The following is an 18575-nucleotide window of genomic DNA, read 5'->3' on the forward strand; positions in this document are numbered from 1 at the left end:
CCGGGTGAGCGACACCACCACCACACCCGCCGGCGCATCCGCCGGGACCCCCGACCGCACACCCACGCCGATCGACGCCGTCGCCGAGGCCTACGTCACGCGGATCGCCGAGCTCGACCCGATCTCCGCGACCGCGATGGGGCTGTCCGGCTACGACCACCTCGTCTCCGACCTCTCGCCCGCCGGGCACGACGCGCGGGCCGACGCCGACCGCGCGGTGCTGCGCGAGCTCGAGGGCCTGGAGCCGGCCGACGACGTCGACCGGGTCACCCTCGCGGCGATGCGCGAGCGCGTCGGCCTCCAGCTCGAGCTGCACGAGGCGGGCGAGCCGCTCGCGAGCCTCAACAACATCGCGTCGCCGGTGCAGGAGCTGCGCGACGTCTTCGACATCATGCCGACCGGCACGGTCGAGGCGTGGGAGAACATCGCCTCGCGCCTCAACGCCCTCCCCACCGCGATCGACGGGTACATGGCGTCGCTCACGGAGGCGGCCTCCCGCGGCAACGTCGCCGCGATCCGCCAGGTGCGGATCGGCGTGCAGCAGTCGCGCGAGCTCGCGGACGCGAAGGGCTCGTTCTTCACGACGTTCGTCGCCGGCCCCGAGGCGAACGCCGTCCTCGACGACTCCTCGGCGTGCTCGCTCGTGCGCAAGGAGCTCGAGCACGGCGCCGCCGCGGCGCGCGAGGCCTACGGCCGCCTCGCGGACTTCCTCGAGACGACGCTCGCCCCGCAGGCCCGCGAGCAGGACGCCGTGGGCCGCGAGCGCTACGGGCTCTTCTCGCGCACGTTCCTCGGCGCGCAGGTCGACCTGGACGAGACCTACGCGTGGGGGCTCGAGGAGCTCGCGCGCGTCGTCGCCGAGCAGGAGGAGATCGCGGGCCGCATCGCGGGTCCCGGCGCGAGCGTCGAGGACGCCGTGGCCGCACTCGACGCCGACCCGGCGCGCACCCTGCACGGCACGGACGCCCTGAAGTCGTGGATGCAGGAGACGTCGGACGCCGCGATCGGCGCGCTGAACGGCGTCCACTTCGACATCCCGACGCCGGTGCTCGACCTCGAGTGCATGATCGCGCCGACGCAGACGGGCGGGATCTACTACACGCCCCCGAGCGACGACTTCTCCCGGCCGGGCCGCATGTGGTGGTCCGTGCCGTCGGACGTCACGGAGTTCAACACGTGGCGCGAGAAGACGACGGTCTACCACGAGGGCGTCCCGGGCCACCACCTCCAGTGCGGCCAGGCCGTGTACGCGCGCGCGACGCTCAACACGTGGCGCCGCCTGGCGTGCTGGGTCTCGGGCCACGGCGAGGGCTGGGCGCTGTACGCGGAGCGCCTCATGGCGGACCTCGGGTTCCTCGACGACGACGGCGACCGCCTCGGCATGCTCGACGCGCAGCGCATGCGCGCGGCGCGCGTCGTGCTCGACATCGGCGTGCACCTCGGCCTGCCCGCGCCGGAACAGTGGGGCGGCGGGACCTGGGACGCGGACAAGGCGCTCACGTTCCTGCGCGCGAACGTCAACATGCCCGACTCGTTCGTGCGGTTCGAGCTCGACCGCTACCTCGGCTGGCCGGGGCAGGCGCCGTCGTACAAGGTCGGGCAGCGCCTGTGGGAGGCCACGCGCGACGAGGCCCGCGCGGCCGCCTCGGCACGCGGCGAGGCGTTCGACGCGAAGGCGTTCCACGCGCGCGCGCTGAACCTCGGCTCGGTGGGCCTGGACGTGCTGCGCGACGCGCTCTCCTCGTGACCCGGTCGTCGGCACGGCCCGGGTCGGCCTCGCGCCGGCCCGGGCCGACCGGCGTCGGTCCCGCCTCGAGGACCTGACGCATGGGCGCCGTCCTCACCGGTTTCGCCATCATCGCCGTGGTCGTCGCGGCCGGGTACGTCACCGCGCGTCTCGGCATCGGGGGCCCCGACGCCCGGACGGCGCTCAACCGCATCGGGTTCTTCGTCGCGAGCCCCGCGCTGCTGTTCACCGTCCTCGCGCGGGCCGACGTCGGCGCGCTCGTCCAGGCGCCCCTCGCGGTCGCGGCGACGGCGGCCGTCGTCACCGCGGGCGTGTTCGTGCTCGTCGACCGGCTGTGGCTCCGGCTCCCCGCCCCCGAGGCGACGATCGGGGCCGTCGGCTCCGGCTACGTGAACGCGAACAACATCGGCTTGCCCGTCGCGGTGTACGTGCTCGGCGACGCGACCGCGGTCGTGCCGGTGATCCTCCTCCAGCTCCTCGTGCTCGCGCCCGTGACCCTGCTCGTCCTCGACGCGACGACGAGCGGGCGGCTGTCCTGGCGCTTCGTGCTCGCCCAGCCCGTGCGCAACCCGATCATCCTCGGGTCGTTCGCGGGGGCCGCCGTCTCGCTGGCCGGCTGGACGCCGCCCGTGGCCGTCATGGCGCCGCTCGAGATCCTCGGCGGCGCGGCGATCCCCATGATCCTGCTCGCGTTCGGCATGTCGCTGCACGGCACGAGGCCGCTGCGCCGCGGCGAGCCGCGCGCGGCCGTCGGCGTCGCGAGCGTCGCGAAGCTCCTCGTCATGCCGGTCGCCGCATTCGTCGTGGCCCGGCTCGTCCTCGGGCTCGACGAGGCTGCGGTCGCCTCCGCCGTCACGCTCGCCGCGCTGCCCACCGCCCAGAACGTCTACAACTACGCGGCGCGGTTCGGCAGGGGCGAGATCCTCGCGCGCGACACGATCCTCGTCACCACGCTCGGCTCGCCGGTCGTCCTCGTCGTCGCCGCGCTCCTCGTCGCGTAGCGGACGCGTCGCGTCCCGGCGCTCCGGTGCGTCGGGCCTCGGCGGGTAGTCTGCGCGGGTGCTCCGACTCGTGCTCGCCTCCCGCTCCCCCGCCCGCCTCGCGACGCTGCGCGCGGCCGGCGTCGAACCCCTCGTCCGCGTCTCCGGGGTCGACGAGGACGCGGTCCTGCGGGCGGCCGCCGCGGAGCGCGGCGGTCTCGACCCGGTGGACGCGGTGCTCGTCCTCGCCCGCGCGAAGGCCGAGGAGATCGTGCGCGCCCTCGCCGAGGACGGGACCGGCGCCCCGATCGACGACCCCACGCTGCTCGTCGGCTGCGACTCGATGCTCGAGTTCGACGGCGAGGTGCTCGGCAAGCCCGCCGACGCCGACGACGCCCGCGCGCGCTGGCGCGCGATGCGCGGCCGGGCCGGCGTGCTGCACACCGGCCACTGGCTCGTCGACCTGCGACCGGAGACGGACGGCGGGACGGGCACCGCCACGGGGGCCACGAGCTCGACGACCGTGCACTTCGCCGACCTCACCGACGACGAGATCGACGCGTACGTCGCGACGGGCGAGCCGCTGCACGTCGCGGGGGCGTTCACGGTCGACGGACTCGGCGGGCCCTACGTCGAGCGCATCGAGGGCGACCACCACGGCGTCGTCGGGATCAGCCTCCCGCTGCTGCGCTCGCTGCTCCGCGAGGCCGGGGTCGCCTGGCACGAGCTGCGCGCCTGACCCGACGCGGCCGTCGTCCGTCGTCTGCGCTCGTTGTGGGTGCCGGACAACCCCACGGGCCGGGCGAGGCCCAGGAGCGTGCCGCTATGGAGGTTTCCTCCAACCGCCCCGCATGCGCCTTGGCATCTTCTCCAATCTTGTCCGGTACCCGGCCCGGGAGCGTGATCGGCGCGGCGCGCACGCGTTACCGTGAGCCGTGCCCGCGAACCCCACCCGCCCCCTGAGCAAGGTCCTCGTCGCCAACCGTGGCGAGATCGCCGTCCGGATCGTCCGTGCCTGCGCCGACGCCGGCATCGCGTCCGTCGCGGTCTACGCCGACCCCGACCGGCAGGCGCCGCACGTGCACCTCGCCGACGAGGCGTTCGCGCTCGGTGGTGCCCGGGCGGCCGAGACGTACCTCGACATCGCGAAGCTGCTCGACGTCGCGCGCCGCTCCGGCGCGGACGCGGTGCACCCCGGGTACGGCTTCCTCGCCGAGAATGCGGAGTTCGCCCAGGCCGTGCTCGACGCCGGCCTCGTCTGGATCGGCCCCCCGCCCGCCGCGATCGACGCCCTCGGCGACAAGGTGAGCGCGCGCCACATCGCGCAGCGCGCCGGCGCCCCGCTCGTGCCCGGCACGCCCGACCCGGTCGCCGACGCGAGCGAGGTGCACGCCTTCGCCGCCGAGCACGGCCTGCCCGTCGCGATCAAGGCGGCGTTCGGCGGCGGCGGGCGCGGCCTCAAGGTCGCGCGCACGGCCGACGAGATCGACGAGCTCTTCGAGTCCGCGGTCCGCGAGGCCACCGCCGCGTTCGGGCGCGGAGAGTGCTTCGTCGAGCGCTACCTCGACACGCCCCGCCACGTGGAGACCCAGTGCCTCGCGGACGAGCACGGGACCGTCGTCGTCGTGTCCACGCGCGACTGCTCCCTCCAGCGCCGCCACCAGAAGCTCGTCGAGGAGGCCCCCGCGCCCTACCTCAGCCCCGCCCAGGAGGCCGAGCTCTACAAGGCGTCCGAGGCGATCCTGCGCGAGGCGGGCTACGTCGGCGCGGGCACGTGCGAGTTCCTCGTCGGCGCCGACGGCACCATCTCCTTCCTCGAGGTCAACACGCGCCTCCAGGTCGAGCACCCCGTGTCCGAGGAGGTCACCGGCATCGACCTCGTCCGCGAGCAGCTACGCATCGCCGCGGGCGAGCCGCTCGGCTACACGTCGACGCAGGTGCGCGGCCACTCGATCGAGTTCCGCATCAACGGCGAGGACCCCGCCGCGAACTTCCTGCCCGCCCCCGGCCGCATCACGCGCCTGCGCTACCCGTCCGGCCCCGGCGTGCGCGTCGACTCCGGCGTTGCCGAGGGCGACACGATCTCCGGCGCGTTCGACTCCATGATCGCCAAGGTCATCGTCACCGGCGCCACGCGCGAGCAGGCCGTCCAGCGGGCCCGCCGCGCGCTGCGCGAGCTCGAGGTCGAGGGCATCCCGACGGTCGTCCCGTTCCACCGCGCCGTGCTCGACGCCGAGGCGTTCGTCCCCACGGACGACGAGCCGTTCCGGGTGCACACCCGCTGGATCGAGACCGAGTTCGCCGACCAGCTCGCCGCGCTCGCGCCCGCCCCGGCCGCCTCCGCCGACGAGGACGACGAGCCGCTCGCGACCGAGCGCGTCGTCGTCGAGGTCGGCGGCAAGCGCCTGGAGGTCGTCCTCCCGGCAGGCCTCGGCATGGCCGCGGGCCGTGCCCGCACCGCCAACGCCGCCCGGCGACCCGCGCGCCGCAGCGCTGCCAAGGCGAACGGTGGCGCGTCCGGCACGACCCTCGCCTCCCCCATGCAGGGCACGATCGTCAAGGTCGCCGTCGCCGACGGCACCCAGGTCGCCGAGGGCGACCTCGTGGTCGTGCTCGAGGCCATGAAGATGGAGCAGCCCCTCCTCGCCCACCGCGCCGGCACCGTCCGCTCGCTCTCCGCCACCGCGGGTGCGAGCGTCAGCTCCGGCACGGCCATCTGCGAGATCGTCGACTGACCCGCCGCGCCACCGTCGAGCCCGGTGCACGACCCGCGTGGTCGGGGCGCCGGGCCGGGCCAGTTCTCACGACCCGCGTGGTCGGGTCGGGTGGCCGGTTGTCAGCGCGCGCGATGACGAGATGCGAGACGTGGCCCCGCGGGCGCAGCCCGGAGGGGCCACTTCTCGCATCTCGGTGCACCGAATCTGCCGGACCCCGGCCGCAGGTCGTGCGTGCCGGGCAGGACGAGCGGTGGGATCGGACCATGGGCGAAGCACGTCAGAGGCGCGCTCCGAGAACTGCCACCCGACGGACCGACGTGACGGCGCACCAGTCCGAGCACACGGTCCGGCCCCACCGCGGACCCGACCACGCGGGCCCTCGACCCCGACGCCGCGGCGAACCCGACCAGACGGGTGCGAGACCCCACCGCGGGACGGACGAGACGAGCGCTAGCCGTGCTGGGCGGCCGAGCGCATGGCGCGGCGGCCCGAGGGGAGGGCGACGGCGACGGTGATGACGAGGAACATGAGGATCCCGGAGACGACGAGGAGCGACTCGACGGTGAAGCGGTCCGCCAGGGGGCCGAACACCACCATGCCGAGCGGCATCGAGACGGCCATGACGATGCCGACGAAGCCGAAGACGCGGCCCTGACGCTCGGGCTCGACGGTCTCCTGGAGGACGGTCATGGAGGTCGTCGAGAACGGCGGGACGGACAGGCCGAGCAGGAACATGAAGGCGAAGAACACCCACATGTTCGTGGAGAGGCCCATCGCGACGGACAGGACGCCGAACACGAACGTCGAGCCGACGATCATGGCGATGCGGTTCTTGAGCCCGCCCCAGGTCGCGAGGAGCACGCCGCCGAGCAGCATGCCGACGGAGAAGGCGACCTCGTTCACGGTGAGCTTCCAGACCTCCTCGCCGAAGGTCCGCGCGACCATGAGCGGGGTGAGGTACGACGGCGCGACGATGAGCAGGAAGACGACGGCGTAGAGGCCGAGGACCCAGCGCACGAACGGGTGGGAACCGAGGTAGCGGAAGCCCTCGACGAGGTCGTCGAAGTACCCGGCCCGCTCTCCCGCGGCGGCGTGCGCGAGCGTCGGGACGGGGACGAGCAGGAGCAGCCCGATCCCGATCACGGCGGTGACGACGTCGATGAAGAACACGGACACGATGGACGTGCTGGCGTACACGGCCGCGGCGACCGCCGGCGCGAGGAGCATCATCGCGGACTGGATCGACTGGTTGATCCCGTTGACGCGGAGCAGCTTGCTGGTCGGGACGATCTGCGGGAGGAGGGCCGCGACGGCGGGGGTCTGGATCCCGGCGCCCGTGGAGCGGATCGCGAGCGCCCCGTAGATGAGCCAGAGGTCGTCGGCGCCGCCGAGCATGAGCAGCGCGAGCGCGAGGGTCGTCACGGCGATCGTGCCGTCCGCGGCGATGACGAGCGCCTTGCGGTTCACCCGGTCCGCCCACACGCCGCCGAAGATCGAGACGACCGCCTGCGGCAGGAACCCGAAGAGCGTGCTCAGCGCGAGCACCGCCCCGGACTTCGTCTCGATCGTCAGGTGCCACATGACGGCGTACTGCACGAGCATCGAGCCGAAGAGGGAGACCGTCTGCCCGGAGAGGAAGATCGCGGTGTCCCGCCGCCACCGGGGCTTGGCGAGCGTGTCGTCGACGGGAGCGTCGGGCTCCGCGCCGTCGGAGACGTCGGCGGTGGGGGCGTCGGTGTTCTCGTACGGCGTATGGCTCACCCGCACATCCTGACGGCCGCCACCCACACGGTCCACGGAATTCGCCGACGGCGGACGGTCAGTCGGCCACGGGCACCTCGCCGGCGTGGGCGATGTTCCCGAGCCGGCGCCACACGAGGGCGAGCGTGATGCCCGCGCCGACGAACGCGAACCAGAACGGGGCGGTGATCCCCCACGCCTGGGCGAGGACGCCGCCCAGCGCCTGCCCGACGACGCTGCCGCCGAACACGCAGACCAGGTACACCGAGCCGACGCGACCCTGGAACTCCGTGGGCACGGCGCGCTGGCGGATCGTGTTGGACACGGTGCCCCAGACGAACGCGTACGCCCCGAACACGACCATGATCGCGAGCGCGACCCAGCCGGTCGTGGTGAGCGCGAGCGCGAGGTGCATGACGACCTCGAGCGAGAGGCACACGCGCATGATGGTCGACAGCCGCAGGTGGCGCTCGAGCCACCCGAACGACGCGATGCCGATCACTCCCCCGACGGCCGACGCCGTCGTGAGGAGGCCGAACCCGACCTCGCCCATGTCGAGGTGGTCCAGCGCGTACTTCACGAGGACGCCCCACGGCGCCGCCCAGGTGACGTTGAAGGCCAGGATGACGAGCGCGAGCGTGCGGACCGGCGCGTTCCCGAGGATCCACCGCACACCCTCGGCGATGTCCTGGCGCACGTGCGTCTGCGTCTCGCGCACCCCGCCGGGCTGCGTCGCGATGCGGCCCACGAGCACGACGGCGAGGGCGACGCACACGACCTGGACGACGAACGGCCAGACCGCCCCGAGCGCGAACAGGAACGCGCCGACGGGCGGCCCGAGGAGCTGGTTCGCAGTGAGGAACCCGGCCTGCAGCCGCGCGTTGCCGGTGCCGAGGTCGCGTGGCTCGACGAGCATCGGGAGCAGCGTCTGGGACGCGGAGTCGGCGAACACCTCGGCGACCCCGTAGAGGAACGTCACGGCGAGCACGACGCCGATGCTCACGTGCCCGGTCGCGATCACGACGCACAGGGCGACGACGACGAGTGCCCGCAGCGCGTTCGCGACCATGACGACGACGCGCCGGTCGAGGCGGTCGGCCAGCGCCCCGGCCCAGAGGCCGAACAGGAGCCAGGGCAGCTGCTGCAGGAGCGCCGCGAGCGCGACGAGGAACGCGGAGTCGGTCTGGGACGCGACGAGCAGGGGACCTGCCGCCAGGGCGATGCCGTCGCCGACGTTGCTGGTCCACGACGACGACAGCAGCCAGCGGAAGCCGGTACCCATGCGCCGGGGCGCGACGATCTCTCCGAGCCTGCTCACAAGCGGAGAAGCGTACGCGGTGCGGTCGTCCACCCGGGCAACCTCTCCGGGCACCCGCACCGGGTCCTGGCCGTACGCCGCCCCGGACCCCGCACCGAGCACCTCGGCAGGCCTGGCAGCATGGGCCCGTGACGATCCCCACCGCGCCGCGCGACCCCGGCGAGCCACCCCCGCGGCTCCCCCGCCACCTCCAGCCCGGGGACGGCTGGGTCGAGTGCGAGTGCGGGCGCCGGCACTGGGGCCTGTTCGGTGCGGCGGGGCTCCTGCTCGGGCGACGCGACGGCGAGGGGCGGCTGACCGACGTCGTGCTGCAGCACCGCGCCCCGTGGTCCGACCAGGGCGGGACGTGGGGCGTGCCGGGCGGCGCCGTCGGACCGGACGAGACGCCCGCGCAGGGCGCGCTCCGCGAGGCCCGGGAGGAGGCGGGCGTCGAGCCCGGGCACGTGCGTGTCCTCGGCGAGCACGTGCTCGACCACGGTCCGTGGCGGTACACGACCGTGCTGGCCGAGGTGGCCGACGGCGCGACATTCGAGCCGCGCGCGACCGACGCGGAGAGCGTCGAGGTGCGCTGGGTGCCGGTCGACGACGTCGCGTCCCTGGACCTGCTGCCCGCGTTCGCGGACGCCTGGCCCGGCCTGCGCGCGACGCTCGACCACGGCACGACCGGGGCCTGACGGCCCGCGCGCGCGGGACCTTCGTCACCGATCGGCGCCTGACCGGTCCCGGGACCGGTCAGGCGCCGGTGGGCCGGGGCACGATGGCGTCGTGCCCGAGGACACGTCGACCACCTACCGCGCCCTCGCCTCCGCGAGCAGGCTGACGCTCCTGCACGCGCTGCAGGAGCGAGGGCCGATGACGCTCGCGGACCTCTCGCGCGAGGCCGCGCTGTGCCCGAGCGCGACCCGGGAGCACCTTCAGCGGCTGACGGACGCGGGCTTCGTGCGTGGCGCGCCCGAGGTCCGCACGACGCGCGGGCGGCCCCGCATCTTCTACGAGGCGATCGTGGGCGAGCACCCCCCGCAGGACGACGGCGCGACGCGGCGCCTCGGGGAGTCGATCGTCCGGGCCGCGCTCGCGCGCGCGGTGCTCGGGTACGACGACGCCCAGGACGCCGCGGACGTCCTCCCCGCGCAGGACCGGCGCGGCGACGACCCGGCCGGGGCCACCGGACCGTCCCGGCGTGGACCCGGCGACCTCGCGGGACCGGCGCGCGCGGCGGGGCGCCGGCTCGTCGACGTGCTGCGGACCGCGGGCCAGGAGGCCCCCGAGCCCACTCCCGAGAACCAGCTCGCCGCGCTCGACGACCACCTGCACCAGCTCGGGCTCGACCCCGAGCTCGACCGCGGCACGATGCGCGTCCACCTCTACCGGTGCCCGTTCCTCGCCCTCGCCGCCGAGCGCGAGGACGTCCTGTGCGCTGTGCACCTCGGACTGGTCCAGGGCGTGCTCGCGGGCGTCGGCGGTCCGGTGCGCGCCGAACGGCTGCTGCCGTTCGTCGAACCGCACCACTGCGTGCTGCAGCTCTCGCGCGCGAGCTGATTTTTCACGGTCCGCGGCCCGCCGCGGCTCCCGACCGTCGGGTCATGCTGACGGCGCACCGGGTACGGACCCGGCGTCACGACGACGGTGGTCGTGACCTGCGACGACGGGAGGACGACATGACCGCCCCAGCCACCACCAGGCCCCCCTCGCTGCTGCGGGCGGTGCGCACGCCGTCGAGCGTGGACCTGTCGACGTGGGACCCCGAGGACGAGTCCCGCTGGGACCGCCGGTTCGCGTGGCGCACGCTGTGGATCACGACGTACAACCTCACGCTCGCGTTCTGCGCGTGGTACCTCGTGAGCGCGGTCGCGCCCCGGCTCAACGACGTCGGCTTCGACCTCACGACGGCGCAGCTCTACTGGCTCACGGCCGTCCCGGGCCTCGCCGGCGGGCTGTTCCGCATGGTCTACATGTTCCTGCCGCCCGTCGTCGGCACCAGGACGCTCGTGGGCGGCACGGCGACGCTCATCCTCCTGCCGATGCTCGGCTGGACGTTCGCCGTCCGCGACGCGAGCACGCCCTACTCGGTGCTCCTGCTGCTCGCGGTCGCCGCGGGGATCGGCGGCGGCGCGTTCTCCGGGTTCATGCCGTCGACGAGCTACTTCTTCCCCAAGCGCATGGCGGGGACAGCGCTCGGTCTCCAGGCCGGGATCGGCAACTTCGGCGTGAGCCTCATCCAGTTCCTCACGCCGTGGGTCGTCGGCTTCGGTCTCCTGGGCACGGCGGTCCTCACGCCCCAGCAGACGGCGACCGGCAGCCACCTGTGGCTGCACAACGCGGGGCTCGTGCTCGTGCCGTGGACCGTGCTCGGGGCGGTGCTCGCCGGCCTCTACCTGCGCCGCGTGCCGGTGAGCGCGAACCTCCGCGAGCAGCTCGACATCTTCGGCAACAAGCACACGTGGATCATGACGGCGATCTACCTCATGACCTTCGGGGCGTTCAGCGGTTTCGCGGCGCAGCTCGGGCTGCTCATCGTCGCGCAGTACGGCGGGTTCGCGAACGCGCCCGACCCGCTGCGCTACGCGTTCCTCGGCCCGCTGCTCGGCTCGGCCGCGCGCGCCGGGTTCGGGCCGCTGTGCGACCGGTTCGGCGGCGCGATCTGGACCCTCGTGGCCGGGATCGGCATGACCGTCTCGACCGTGTTCTCGCTGTTCTTCCTCGACCCGCACGACGTCGGGCAGTTCGGCTGGTTCCTCGCGGGGATGCTCGCGGTGTTCACCTTCGCCGGCATCGGCAACGCCGGGACCTTCAAGCAGATGCCGATGATCTTCCCGCGCCGCCAGGCGGGCGGGGTCATCGGCTGGACCGCCTCGATCGCCGCGTTCGGCCCGTTCCTCGTCGGCATCGGCCTGTCGCTCGTCCCCGCGCGCTCGTTCTTCATCGGGTGCGCCGTGTTCTTCGCCCTGTGCACGTGGCTCACGTGGCACTTCTACGCCCGGCCGGGCGCCCCGAACCCCTCCTGACCGAGCCGTCGACACGTCGCCCGCTGTCGATCCTGAGACGTCGACCCTGAGAACCGAGGAGCTGTCGTGCCCCCACCCGACGAGCGCACCCCCCGCGACCCTGCGGACACCCTGCTGCGCCTGGGCAGCCGCCTGCGGCGGGGGAAGGTGTCGGACGACCTGCGGCAGGTGTTCCTGACCGGCGGACGCCAGGGCGACGTGTTCTACCGCGACCGCTGGTCCCACGACAAGGTCGTGCGCTCCACCCACGGCGTCAACTGCACCGGGTCCTGCTCCTGGAAGGTCTACGTCAAGGACGGCATCATCACCTGGGAGACCCAGCAGACCGACTACCCCTCCGTCGGCCCCGACTCCCCCGAGTACGAACCCCGCGGCTGCCCCCGCGGCGCCGCGTTCTCCTGGTACACCTACTCCCCCACCCGCGTGCGCTACCCCTACGTCCGCGGCGCCCTGCTCGACCTGTACCGGCAGGCGAAGGACGACGTGGGTGGGGATCCGGTGCTCGCCTGGGCGAAGGTCACCTCCGACCCGGAGTCGGCCCGTGCCTACAAGAGCGCGCGCGGCAAGGGCGGTCTCGTGCGCGCGACCTGGGACGAGGCGGCCGAGATCGTCGCCGCCGCCCACGTGCACACCATCAAGACCTACGGCCCCGACCGCGTCGCCGGTTTCTCCCCGATCCCGGCGATGTCGATGGTCTCCCACGGGGTGGGGTCCCGGTTCGTCCAGCTCCTGGGCGGGAGCATGCTGTCGTTCTACGACTGGTACGCCGACCTGCCCGTCGCCTCGCCGCAGGTGTTCGGCGACCAGACCGACGTGCCCGAGTCCGCCGACTGGTGGAACTCCACCTACTGCATCATGTGGGGCTCCAACGTCCCGGTCACCCGCACACCGGACGCCCACTTCATGGCGGAGGCGCGGTACCGCGGCCAGAAGGTCGTGACCGTGTCGCCCGACTACGCGGACAACACCAAGTTCGCCGACGAGTGGCTCGCGCCGCACCCCGGCACCGACGGCGCCCTCGCCCAGGCCATGGGTCACGTCATCCTCTCCGAGTTCCACGTGCGCGACCGTGCCCCGCGGTTCCTCGACTACATGGCCCGGTTCACGGACGCGCCGTACCTCGTGACGCTCGAGCGGCGCGGCGACGCCTACGTACCCGGGCGCTTCCTCACGGCGGACCGGCTCGCCGGGACGACCGCCGCCGACCAGGCCGGTGCCGCGAACGCGGCGTCGAAGACGGTGATCCTGTCCCGCGAGGGCGACGTCGTCGTCCCCAACGGGTCGCTCGGTCACCGCTACGGCGACCCGGGGCGCTGGAACCTCGACCTCGAGGGCGTCGAACCCGCGCTGTCGGTCGCGGACCTGACGGGCGGTACGTCGGACGCACCGGTCGCCGTCGACCTTCCCCGGTTCGACCTCGCCCCTGCGGAGGGCGCCGAGCACCAGGGCGGCGCGGGCTCGGTGCGGCGCGGCGTGCCGGCGCACCGCGTGGGCGAGCACCTCGTGACGACGGTCTACGACCTGCTGCTCGCGCAGTACGGCGTGGACCGCCCCGACCTCGGCCTGCCGGGCACGTGGCCGACGGGCTACGACGACCCCGCGACGCCGGGCACCCCGGCGTGGCAGGAGGAGATCACCGGCGTGCCCGCCGCCGCGGCGGCGCGCATCGGGCGGGAGTTCGCGCAGAACGCGCTCGACTCGGGCGGCCGGTCGATGATCATCATGGGCGCAGGCACCAACCACTGGTTCCACTCCGACACGATCTACCGCACGTTCCTCGCGCTCGTGACCATGACCGGCTGCCAGGGCGTGAACGGCGGCGGCTGGGCGCACTACGTGGGGCAGGAGAAGGTCCGCCCGATCACGGGCTTCCAGCAGTACGCCAACGCGCTCGACTGGGTCCGCCCTCCGCGTCTCATGATCAGCACGGCGTTCTGGTACCTCGCGACGGACCAGTGGCGCTACGACGGCCTGCCCGCGGACGCGCTCGCGTCCTCGCTGGCGCCGGGGAAGCTCGCGGGCCGTACGACGGCGGACACGCTGGTGGAGTCCGTCCGTCGCGGCTGGACACCGAGCTACCCGACGTTCGACCGCAACCCCCTCGACCTGGTGGACGAGGCGGAGGCCGCGGGCACGGACCCGGTGCGCCACGTCGTCGACCAGCTCTCCTCGGGCGAGCTCGACTACGCGTGCGCCGACCCCGACGACCCGGCGAACTTCCCGCGCGTCCTCACCGTCTGGCGCGCGAACCTGCTCGGGTCGTCGGGCAAGGGCAACGAGTACTTCCTCAAGCACCTGCTAGGGACCGACGCCGCGGTGCGCGCGCCCGAGTCCGGGCCGGACCGCCGCCCGCGGGACATCGCGTGGCACGACGAGGCGCCCCGGGGGAAGCTCGACCTGCTCGTCACCGCCGACTTCCGGATGACGTCGACGACGCTGTTCTCCGACGTCGTGCTGCCGGCCGCGACCTGGTACGAGAAGCACGACCTGTCCTCGACGGACATGCACCCGTTCGTGCACTCGTTCAACCCGGCGATCAGTCCCCCGTGGCAGACGCGCACGGACTTCGACATCTTCCACACGATCGCCCGGCGCATCTCCGAGCTGTCGGTGACGCACCTGGGCGTGCGCAAGGACGTCGTGGCCGTCCCCCTCGCGCACGACACCCCGGACGCCATGGCCACGCCCCACGGTGAGGTCCTGCCGCAGGGCGAGCTCGTGCCCGGGGTGACCATGTCCAAGCTCGTCGTCGTCGAGCGCGACTACCCGGCGTTCGCCGACCGGCTCGCCGCCCTGGGCCCGCTCACCCAGAAGGCGGGCATGGTCACCAAGGGCGTCGCGTTCGACCCCACGCCGGAGGTCGAGCGGCTCGCCGTCGCGAACGGCGTCGTCGCCGACGGCCCGACGGCGGGGCGCCCGCGCCTGGACCGGGACACCCACGTGTGCGAGATGATCCTCGCGCTCTCGGGGACGACGAACGGCCGGCTCGCGGTGCAGGGGTTCGAGGACCTGGAGCGTCGTACGGGACAGCGCCTGGCCGACCTCGCGCGGGACGAGCAGGGCAAGCGCATCACGTTCCCGGACGTGCAGTCGCGCCCGACGGCGGTCATCACCTCTCCCGAGTGGTCCGGCTCCGAGCACGGCGGGCGGCGCTACAGCGCCTTCGTCATCAACGTGGAGCGGCTCAAGCCGTGGCACACGCTCACCGGCCGCCAGCACTTCTTCCTCGACCACGACTGGATGACCGAGCTCGGCGAGCAGCTCCCCGTCTACCGGCCGCCGCTCGACATGCACCGCCTGTTCGGCGACTCGCGCGTCGGCGACACGTCCCCCACGGGCGCGCACGGGTCGGAGGGCTACGCGGAGGTCGCCGTGCGGTACCTGACCCCGCACTCGAAGTGGTCGATCCACTCCGAGTACCAGGACAACCTCTTCATGCTGTCGCTCTCGCGGGGCGGCCCCACGATCTGGATGAGCCCGCAGGACGCGGAGAAGATCGGCGTCGCGGACAACGACTGGATCGAGTCCTACAACCGCAACGGCGTCGTGGTCGCGCGGGCCGTCGTCTCGCACCGCATGCCTGAGGGCACGGTCTTCATGTACCACGCGAAGGACCGGACCGTGGACGTGCCGCGGTCGGAGACGTCCGGCCTCCGCGGGGGCATCCACAACTCCCTGACCCGCGTGCTGCTCAAGCCGACCCACCTCATCGGCGGCTACGCGCAGCTCTCGTACGGCTTCAACTACATCGGCCCGACGGGCAACCAGCGTGACGAGGTCACGGTGATCCGTCGTCGTTCTCAGGAGGTGACCTACTGATGTCTGGAACGGCGACGCGCATCGGCATGGACGAGTGCGGAACAGCGACGCGAAGGGCGAGGAACGAGTCCGCAGCGGAGCGTGACCTGGGTATCGGAGTGGAGCGTGACGTCCGGTGAAGGTCATGGCGCAGATGTCGATGGTGATGAACCTGGACAAGTGCATCGGGTGTCACACGTGCTCGGTCACGTGCAAGCAGGCCTGGACGAACCGCACCGGGGTCGAGTACGTGTGGTTCAACAACGTCGAGACCCGCCCCGGCCTGGGGTACCCCCGCACCTACCAGGACCAGGACCGGTGGCAGGGCGGCTGGGTGCGCACCAAGAAGGGCAAGCTCAAGCTCCGCGCCGGCGGGCGGCTAAAGAAGCTCGCCACGATCTTCTCCAACCCCGTCCTGCCCTCCATCCACGACTACTACGAACCGTGGACCTATGAGTACGACATGCTGCTGTCCGCCCCCCAGGGCGCCCACACCCCGGTCGCCCGCCCGAAGTCGCTGCTCACGGGCAAGGACATGAACATCTCCTGGTCGGCGAACTGGGACGACGACCTCGCCGGGTCCACCGCCACCATGGACCAGGACCCGATCCTGCAACACATGTCCGAGCACGTCGCGACCGAGCTCGACAAGACCTTCATGTTCTACCTGCCCCGCATCTGCGAGCACTGCCTCAACCCCGCCTGCGTCGCGTCCTGCCCGTCCGGGGCCATGTACAAGCGGGCCGAGGACGGCATCGTCCTGGTGGACCAGGACCAGTGCCGCGGCTGGCGCATGTGCGTCACCGGCTGCCCCTACAAGAAGGTCTACTTCAACCACAAGACCGGCAAGGCCGAGAAATGCACCCTGTGCTACCCCCGCATCGAGGTCGGCCTACCCACCGTGTGCTCCGAGACCTGCGTCGGACGCCTGCGCTACCTCGGCCTCGTCCTCTACGACGCCGACAAGGTCACCGCCGCCGCGTCCGTCCAGGACGAGCACGAGCTCCTGGCCTCCCAACGCGCCGTCTTCCTCGACCCGAACGACCCCCAGGTCATCGCCGCCGCACGACAAGAGGGCATCCCCGAGGACTGGATCACCGCCGCCCAGAACTCCCCCATCTGGGACCTCATCACCCGCTACGAGGTCGCCCTGCCCCTGCACCCCGAGTACCGCACCCTGCCCATGGTCTGGTACATCCCACCCCTGTCCCCCGTCGTCGACGTCATCACCGCGTCGGGCAACGACGGCGAAGACGGACGCACCCTGTTCGCCGCCATCTCCCAGCTGCGCATCCCCCTCGAGTACCTCGCCGGACTGTTCACCGCCGGCGACACCGCCCCCGTCGAGAAGGTCCTACGCCGCCTGGCCGCCATGCGCTCCTACATGCGCGACCTCAACCTCGACCGCGAACCCGACGAACGCACCGCCGCCGCCGTCGGCATGACCGGCACCCAGATCCAGGACATGTACCGCCTCCTGGCCATCGCCAAGTACGAAGACCGCTACGTCATCCCCACCGCCCACACCGAGATCGCCCGCGAGCTCGACGAGCTCTCCTGCTCCCTCGACTACGACGGCGGACCGGGGATGGGCGGCGCGGGGCCGACGACGGGCGAGTCCTTCCACGCGGTCGGCGCGGAGGAACGGGCGAGCAGCCCCTACACCCCGTCCACGTCGGGCCGGGTCAACCTCCTCAACTGGGACGGCGCCGGTGCGCCGGGCGGGCTCTTCCCGCCGTCGCGACCGGCGGGCGGCCCCGAGCCCTCAGGGGGTGCGGCATGAGGCGCGCGGCCCGGTCCCGGCCGGCGACCCCGGCATCGGCCGGTCCCCTGCCGGACGACCAGCGCCGAGCCGCGCACACGGTGATCTCGCTCCTGCTCGACTACCCCACCGCGGAGACCGCCGCCCACCGGGCGGACGTCGAGGACGTCGTCGCCGGGCTGCCCCCGGACGTGCGGCGGCCGCTGCGCGCGTTCCTCGACGCCACGGCGTCCGTGCCCCTCCGTGAGCTCCAGGCCGCCTACGTCACGACGTTCGACCTCAAGCGCCGGTGCTCGCTCTACCTGTCGTACTACGCGGCCGGGGACACCCGGAAGCGCGGCGCGGCGCTCGTCACGTTCGTCGAGGCGTTCCGCGCCGCCGGCTGGGAGACGGACGGCTCGGAGCTGCCCGACCACCTGCCCACGGTGCTCGAGCTCTCCGCGCGGACCGACGGCAAGATCGCCGGCATGGTGCTCGACGCGCACCGCGACGGCATCGAGGTCCTGCGCGCCGCGCTCGAGACCGTCGGCAGCCCGTACGCGCACGTCGTCGCCGCGCTCGTCGCGACGCTGCCCGCGCTGCAGTCGGAGACGGCCGCGCGCTTCCGCGACCTCGTCGCCGCGGGACCGCCCACCGAGCTCGTCGGCCTGAGCGACCTGTCCCACCTCACGCCGTTCGCCACGATCCCGAGCCTGACCGAGGAGACCCGACGATGAGCCCGCTCGACGTCCTGCTGTGGGTCGCCGTCCCCTACGCGGTCGCGGCGGTGTTCGTCGTCGGCCACGTGTGGCGGTACCGCTACGACCAGTTCGGCTGGACGACGCGCTCGTCGCAGCTCTACGAGAACCGCTGGCTCCGCCTCGGCTCGCCGCTCTTCCACGTCGGCATCCTCATGGTCATCGTCGGCCACGTCGTCGGCATCCTCGTGCCCCGCCCGTGGCTCGAGGCCGTCGGCGTCGACGAGCACGCCTACCACCTCGTCGCGACGATCGCCGGGACGTTCGCGGCCATCCTCACCGTCGTCGGGCTCGTGATCCTCGTCCTGCGCCGGAGGCTCTCTGGCGCCGTGTTCCGCGTGACCACGCGCACGGACAAGCTCATGTACGTCGTGCTGGGCGCCGCGATCGGGTTCGGCACGCTCGCGACGGTGCAGCACCAGATCTTCGGCGGCGGGTACGACTACCGCGGTTCGATCTCGCCGTGGTTCCGGTCGCTGCTCACGTTCCAGCCGGACCCGTCGCTCATGGCCGACGTCCCGCTCGCGTTCCAGCTCCACGTCCTGTGCGGCCTGGCGTTGTTCGCGCTGTGGCCGTTCACCCGCCTCGTGCACGTGTTCTCCGCGCCGCTCGGCTACCTCACGCGGCCGTACGTCGTCTACCGGCGCCGCGCCGTCGCGACGACGTCGCGCGCCCCGCGCCGCGGCTGGGAACCCCCGACGGCCCCCTAGACGAGGAGCGTCCTCGCCCGAGCGATGCATCCGCGCCCGGGTGCGGCGTCCCGACACGCAG

Annotated in this window: 13 protein-coding genes; 11 read left to right on the plus strand and 2 right to left on the minus strand. The window is 73.0% G+C overall.

All coding sequences use genetic code 11. From position 1 onward, the window contains the following. The first annotated feature begins 4 nt into the window (after positions 1-4). The 4 genes from ACFVN3_RS18785 (at position 5) to ACFVN3_RS18800 (ending at position 5462) form a co-directional block, all read left to right on the plus strand. Complete coding sequence (locus ACFVN3_RS18785; protein WP_378234501.1) at positions 5-1747, plus strand: DUF885 domain-containing protein; 1743 nt, start codon at positions 5-7, stop codon at positions 1745-1747. Positions 1748-1827: 80 nt separating this feature from the next. Then, positions 1828-2748 carry an AEC family transporter gene (locus tag ACFVN3_RS18790; protein ID WP_378234502.1) on the plus strand — a complete coding sequence of 307 codons (921 nt, stop codon included), beginning with the start codon at positions 1828-1830 and terminating at the stop codon, positions 2746-2748. 58 nt (positions 2749-2806) lie between these two features. Continuing rightward, the gene (locus tag ACFVN3_RS18795) at positions 2807-3466 is read left to right on the plus strand and encodes a Maf family protein (RefSeq protein WP_378234503.1); all 660 of its coding nucleotides are present in this window, start codon (positions 2807-2809) and stop codon (positions 3464-3466) included. 196 nt (positions 3467-3662) lie between these two features. After that, complete coding sequence (locus tag ACFVN3_RS18800) at positions 3663-5462, plus strand: acetyl/propionyl/methylcrotonyl-CoA carboxylase subunit alpha (protein WP_378234505.1); 1800 nt, start codon at positions 3663-3665, stop codon at positions 5460-5462. 432 nt (positions 5463-5894) lie between these two features. Here the strand turns inward: ACFVN3_RS18800 and ACFVN3_RS18805 are convergent, their stop codons facing one another. Both ACFVN3_RS18805 and ACFVN3_RS18810 read right to left on the minus strand, forming a co-directional pair. Next, positions 5895-7205 (minus strand): MFS transporter, encoded by a 1311-nt coding sequence (locus ACFVN3_RS18805; protein WP_378234506.1) that lies wholly within the window; start codon positions 7203-7205, stop codon positions 5895-5897. A gap of 58 nt (positions 7206-7263) precedes the next feature. After that, entirely contained in the window at positions 7264-8466 is a 1203-nt protein-coding gene (locus ACFVN3_RS18810; protein WP_154800358.1) for an MFS transporter, read from the minus strand. A gap of 170 nt (positions 8467-8636) precedes the next feature. On the opposite strand from ACFVN3_RS18810, the gene ACFVN3_RS18815 reads away from it, so the two are divergent. The 7 genes from ACFVN3_RS18815 to narI all read left to right on the plus strand — a co-directional run bounded on the left by ACFVN3_RS18815 (position 8637) and on the right by narI (position 18514). Further along, entirely contained in the window at positions 8637-9176 is a 540-nt protein-coding gene (locus ACFVN3_RS18815) for an NUDIX hydrolase (protein WP_064315888.1), read from the plus strand. A gap of 91 nt (positions 9177-9267) precedes the next feature. Further along, complete coding sequence (locus ACFVN3_RS18820; protein WP_378234507.1) at positions 9268-10041, plus strand: helix-turn-helix transcriptional regulator; 774 nt, start codon at positions 9268-9270, stop codon at positions 10039-10041. Between the two features lie 119 nt (positions 10042-10160). Next, positions 10161-11507, plus strand: a complete 1347-nt coding sequence (locus ACFVN3_RS18825) for an MFS transporter (RefSeq protein WP_378234508.1) — start codon at positions 10161-10163, stop codon at positions 11505-11507. 66 nt (positions 11508-11573) lie between these two features. Continuing rightward, positions 11574-15326: a nitrate reductase subunit alpha gene (locus tag ACFVN3_RS18830; RefSeq protein ID WP_378234509.1), complete on the plus strand. Its 3753-nt coding sequence runs from the start codon at positions 11574-11576 to the stop codon at positions 15324-15326. Between the two features lie 115 nt (positions 15327-15441). Then, positions 15442-17088 carry a nitrate reductase subunit beta gene (gene narH, locus ACFVN3_RS18835; RefSeq protein WP_378234510.1) on the plus strand — a complete coding sequence of 549 codons (1647 nt, stop codon included), beginning with the start codon at positions 15442-15444 and terminating at the stop codon, positions 17086-17088. Next, a complete protein-coding gene (narJ, locus tag ACFVN3_RS18840) occupies positions 17085-17783 on the plus strand; it encodes a nitrate reductase molybdenum cofactor assembly chaperone (protein WP_378234511.1) in 699 nt (232 codons plus the stop codon). Before narH ends, narJ begins: the two co-directional genes overlap by 4 nt. After that, positions 17780-18514 carry a respiratory nitrate reductase subunit gamma gene (gene narI / locus ACFVN3_RS18845; protein WP_378234512.1) on the plus strand — a complete coding sequence of 245 codons (735 nt, stop codon included), beginning with the start codon at positions 17780-17782 and terminating at the stop codon, positions 18512-18514. Before narJ ends, narI begins: the two co-directional genes overlap by 4 nt. Positions 18515-18575: the final 61 nt, after the last annotated feature.

Origin of the sequence: Cellulosimicrobium sp. NPDC057862, from assembly GCF_042797035.1 — a bacterium.
Classification (GTDB): domain Bacteria; phylum Actinomycetota; class Actinomycetes; order Actinomycetales; family Cellulomonadaceae; genus Cellulosimicrobium.

What these genes read in the sequence shown, in the direction of transcription:
- narJ (WP_378234511.1), top strand. Translation starts at nt 17,085, where the DNA reads ATGAGGCGCGCGGCCCGGTCCCGGCCGGCGACCCCGGCATCGGCCGGT.
- narI (WP_378234512.1), top strand. Translation starts at nt 17,780, where the DNA reads ATGAGCCCGCTCGACGTCCTGCTGTGGGTCGCCGTCCCCTACGCGGTC.
- ACFVN3_RS18825 (WP_378234508.1), top strand. Translation starts at nt 10,161, where the DNA reads ATGACCGCCCCAGCCACCACCAGGCCCCCCTCGCTGCTGCGGGCGGTG.
- ACFVN3_RS18810 (WP_154800358.1), bottom strand. Translation starts at nt 8,466, where the DNA reads ATGGGTACCGGCTTCCGCTGGCTGCTGTCGTCGTCGTGGACCAGCAAC.
- ACFVN3_RS18790 (WP_378234502.1), top strand. Translation starts at nt 1,828, where the DNA reads ATGGGCGCCGTCCTCACCGGTTTCGCCATCATCGCCGTGGTCGTCGCG.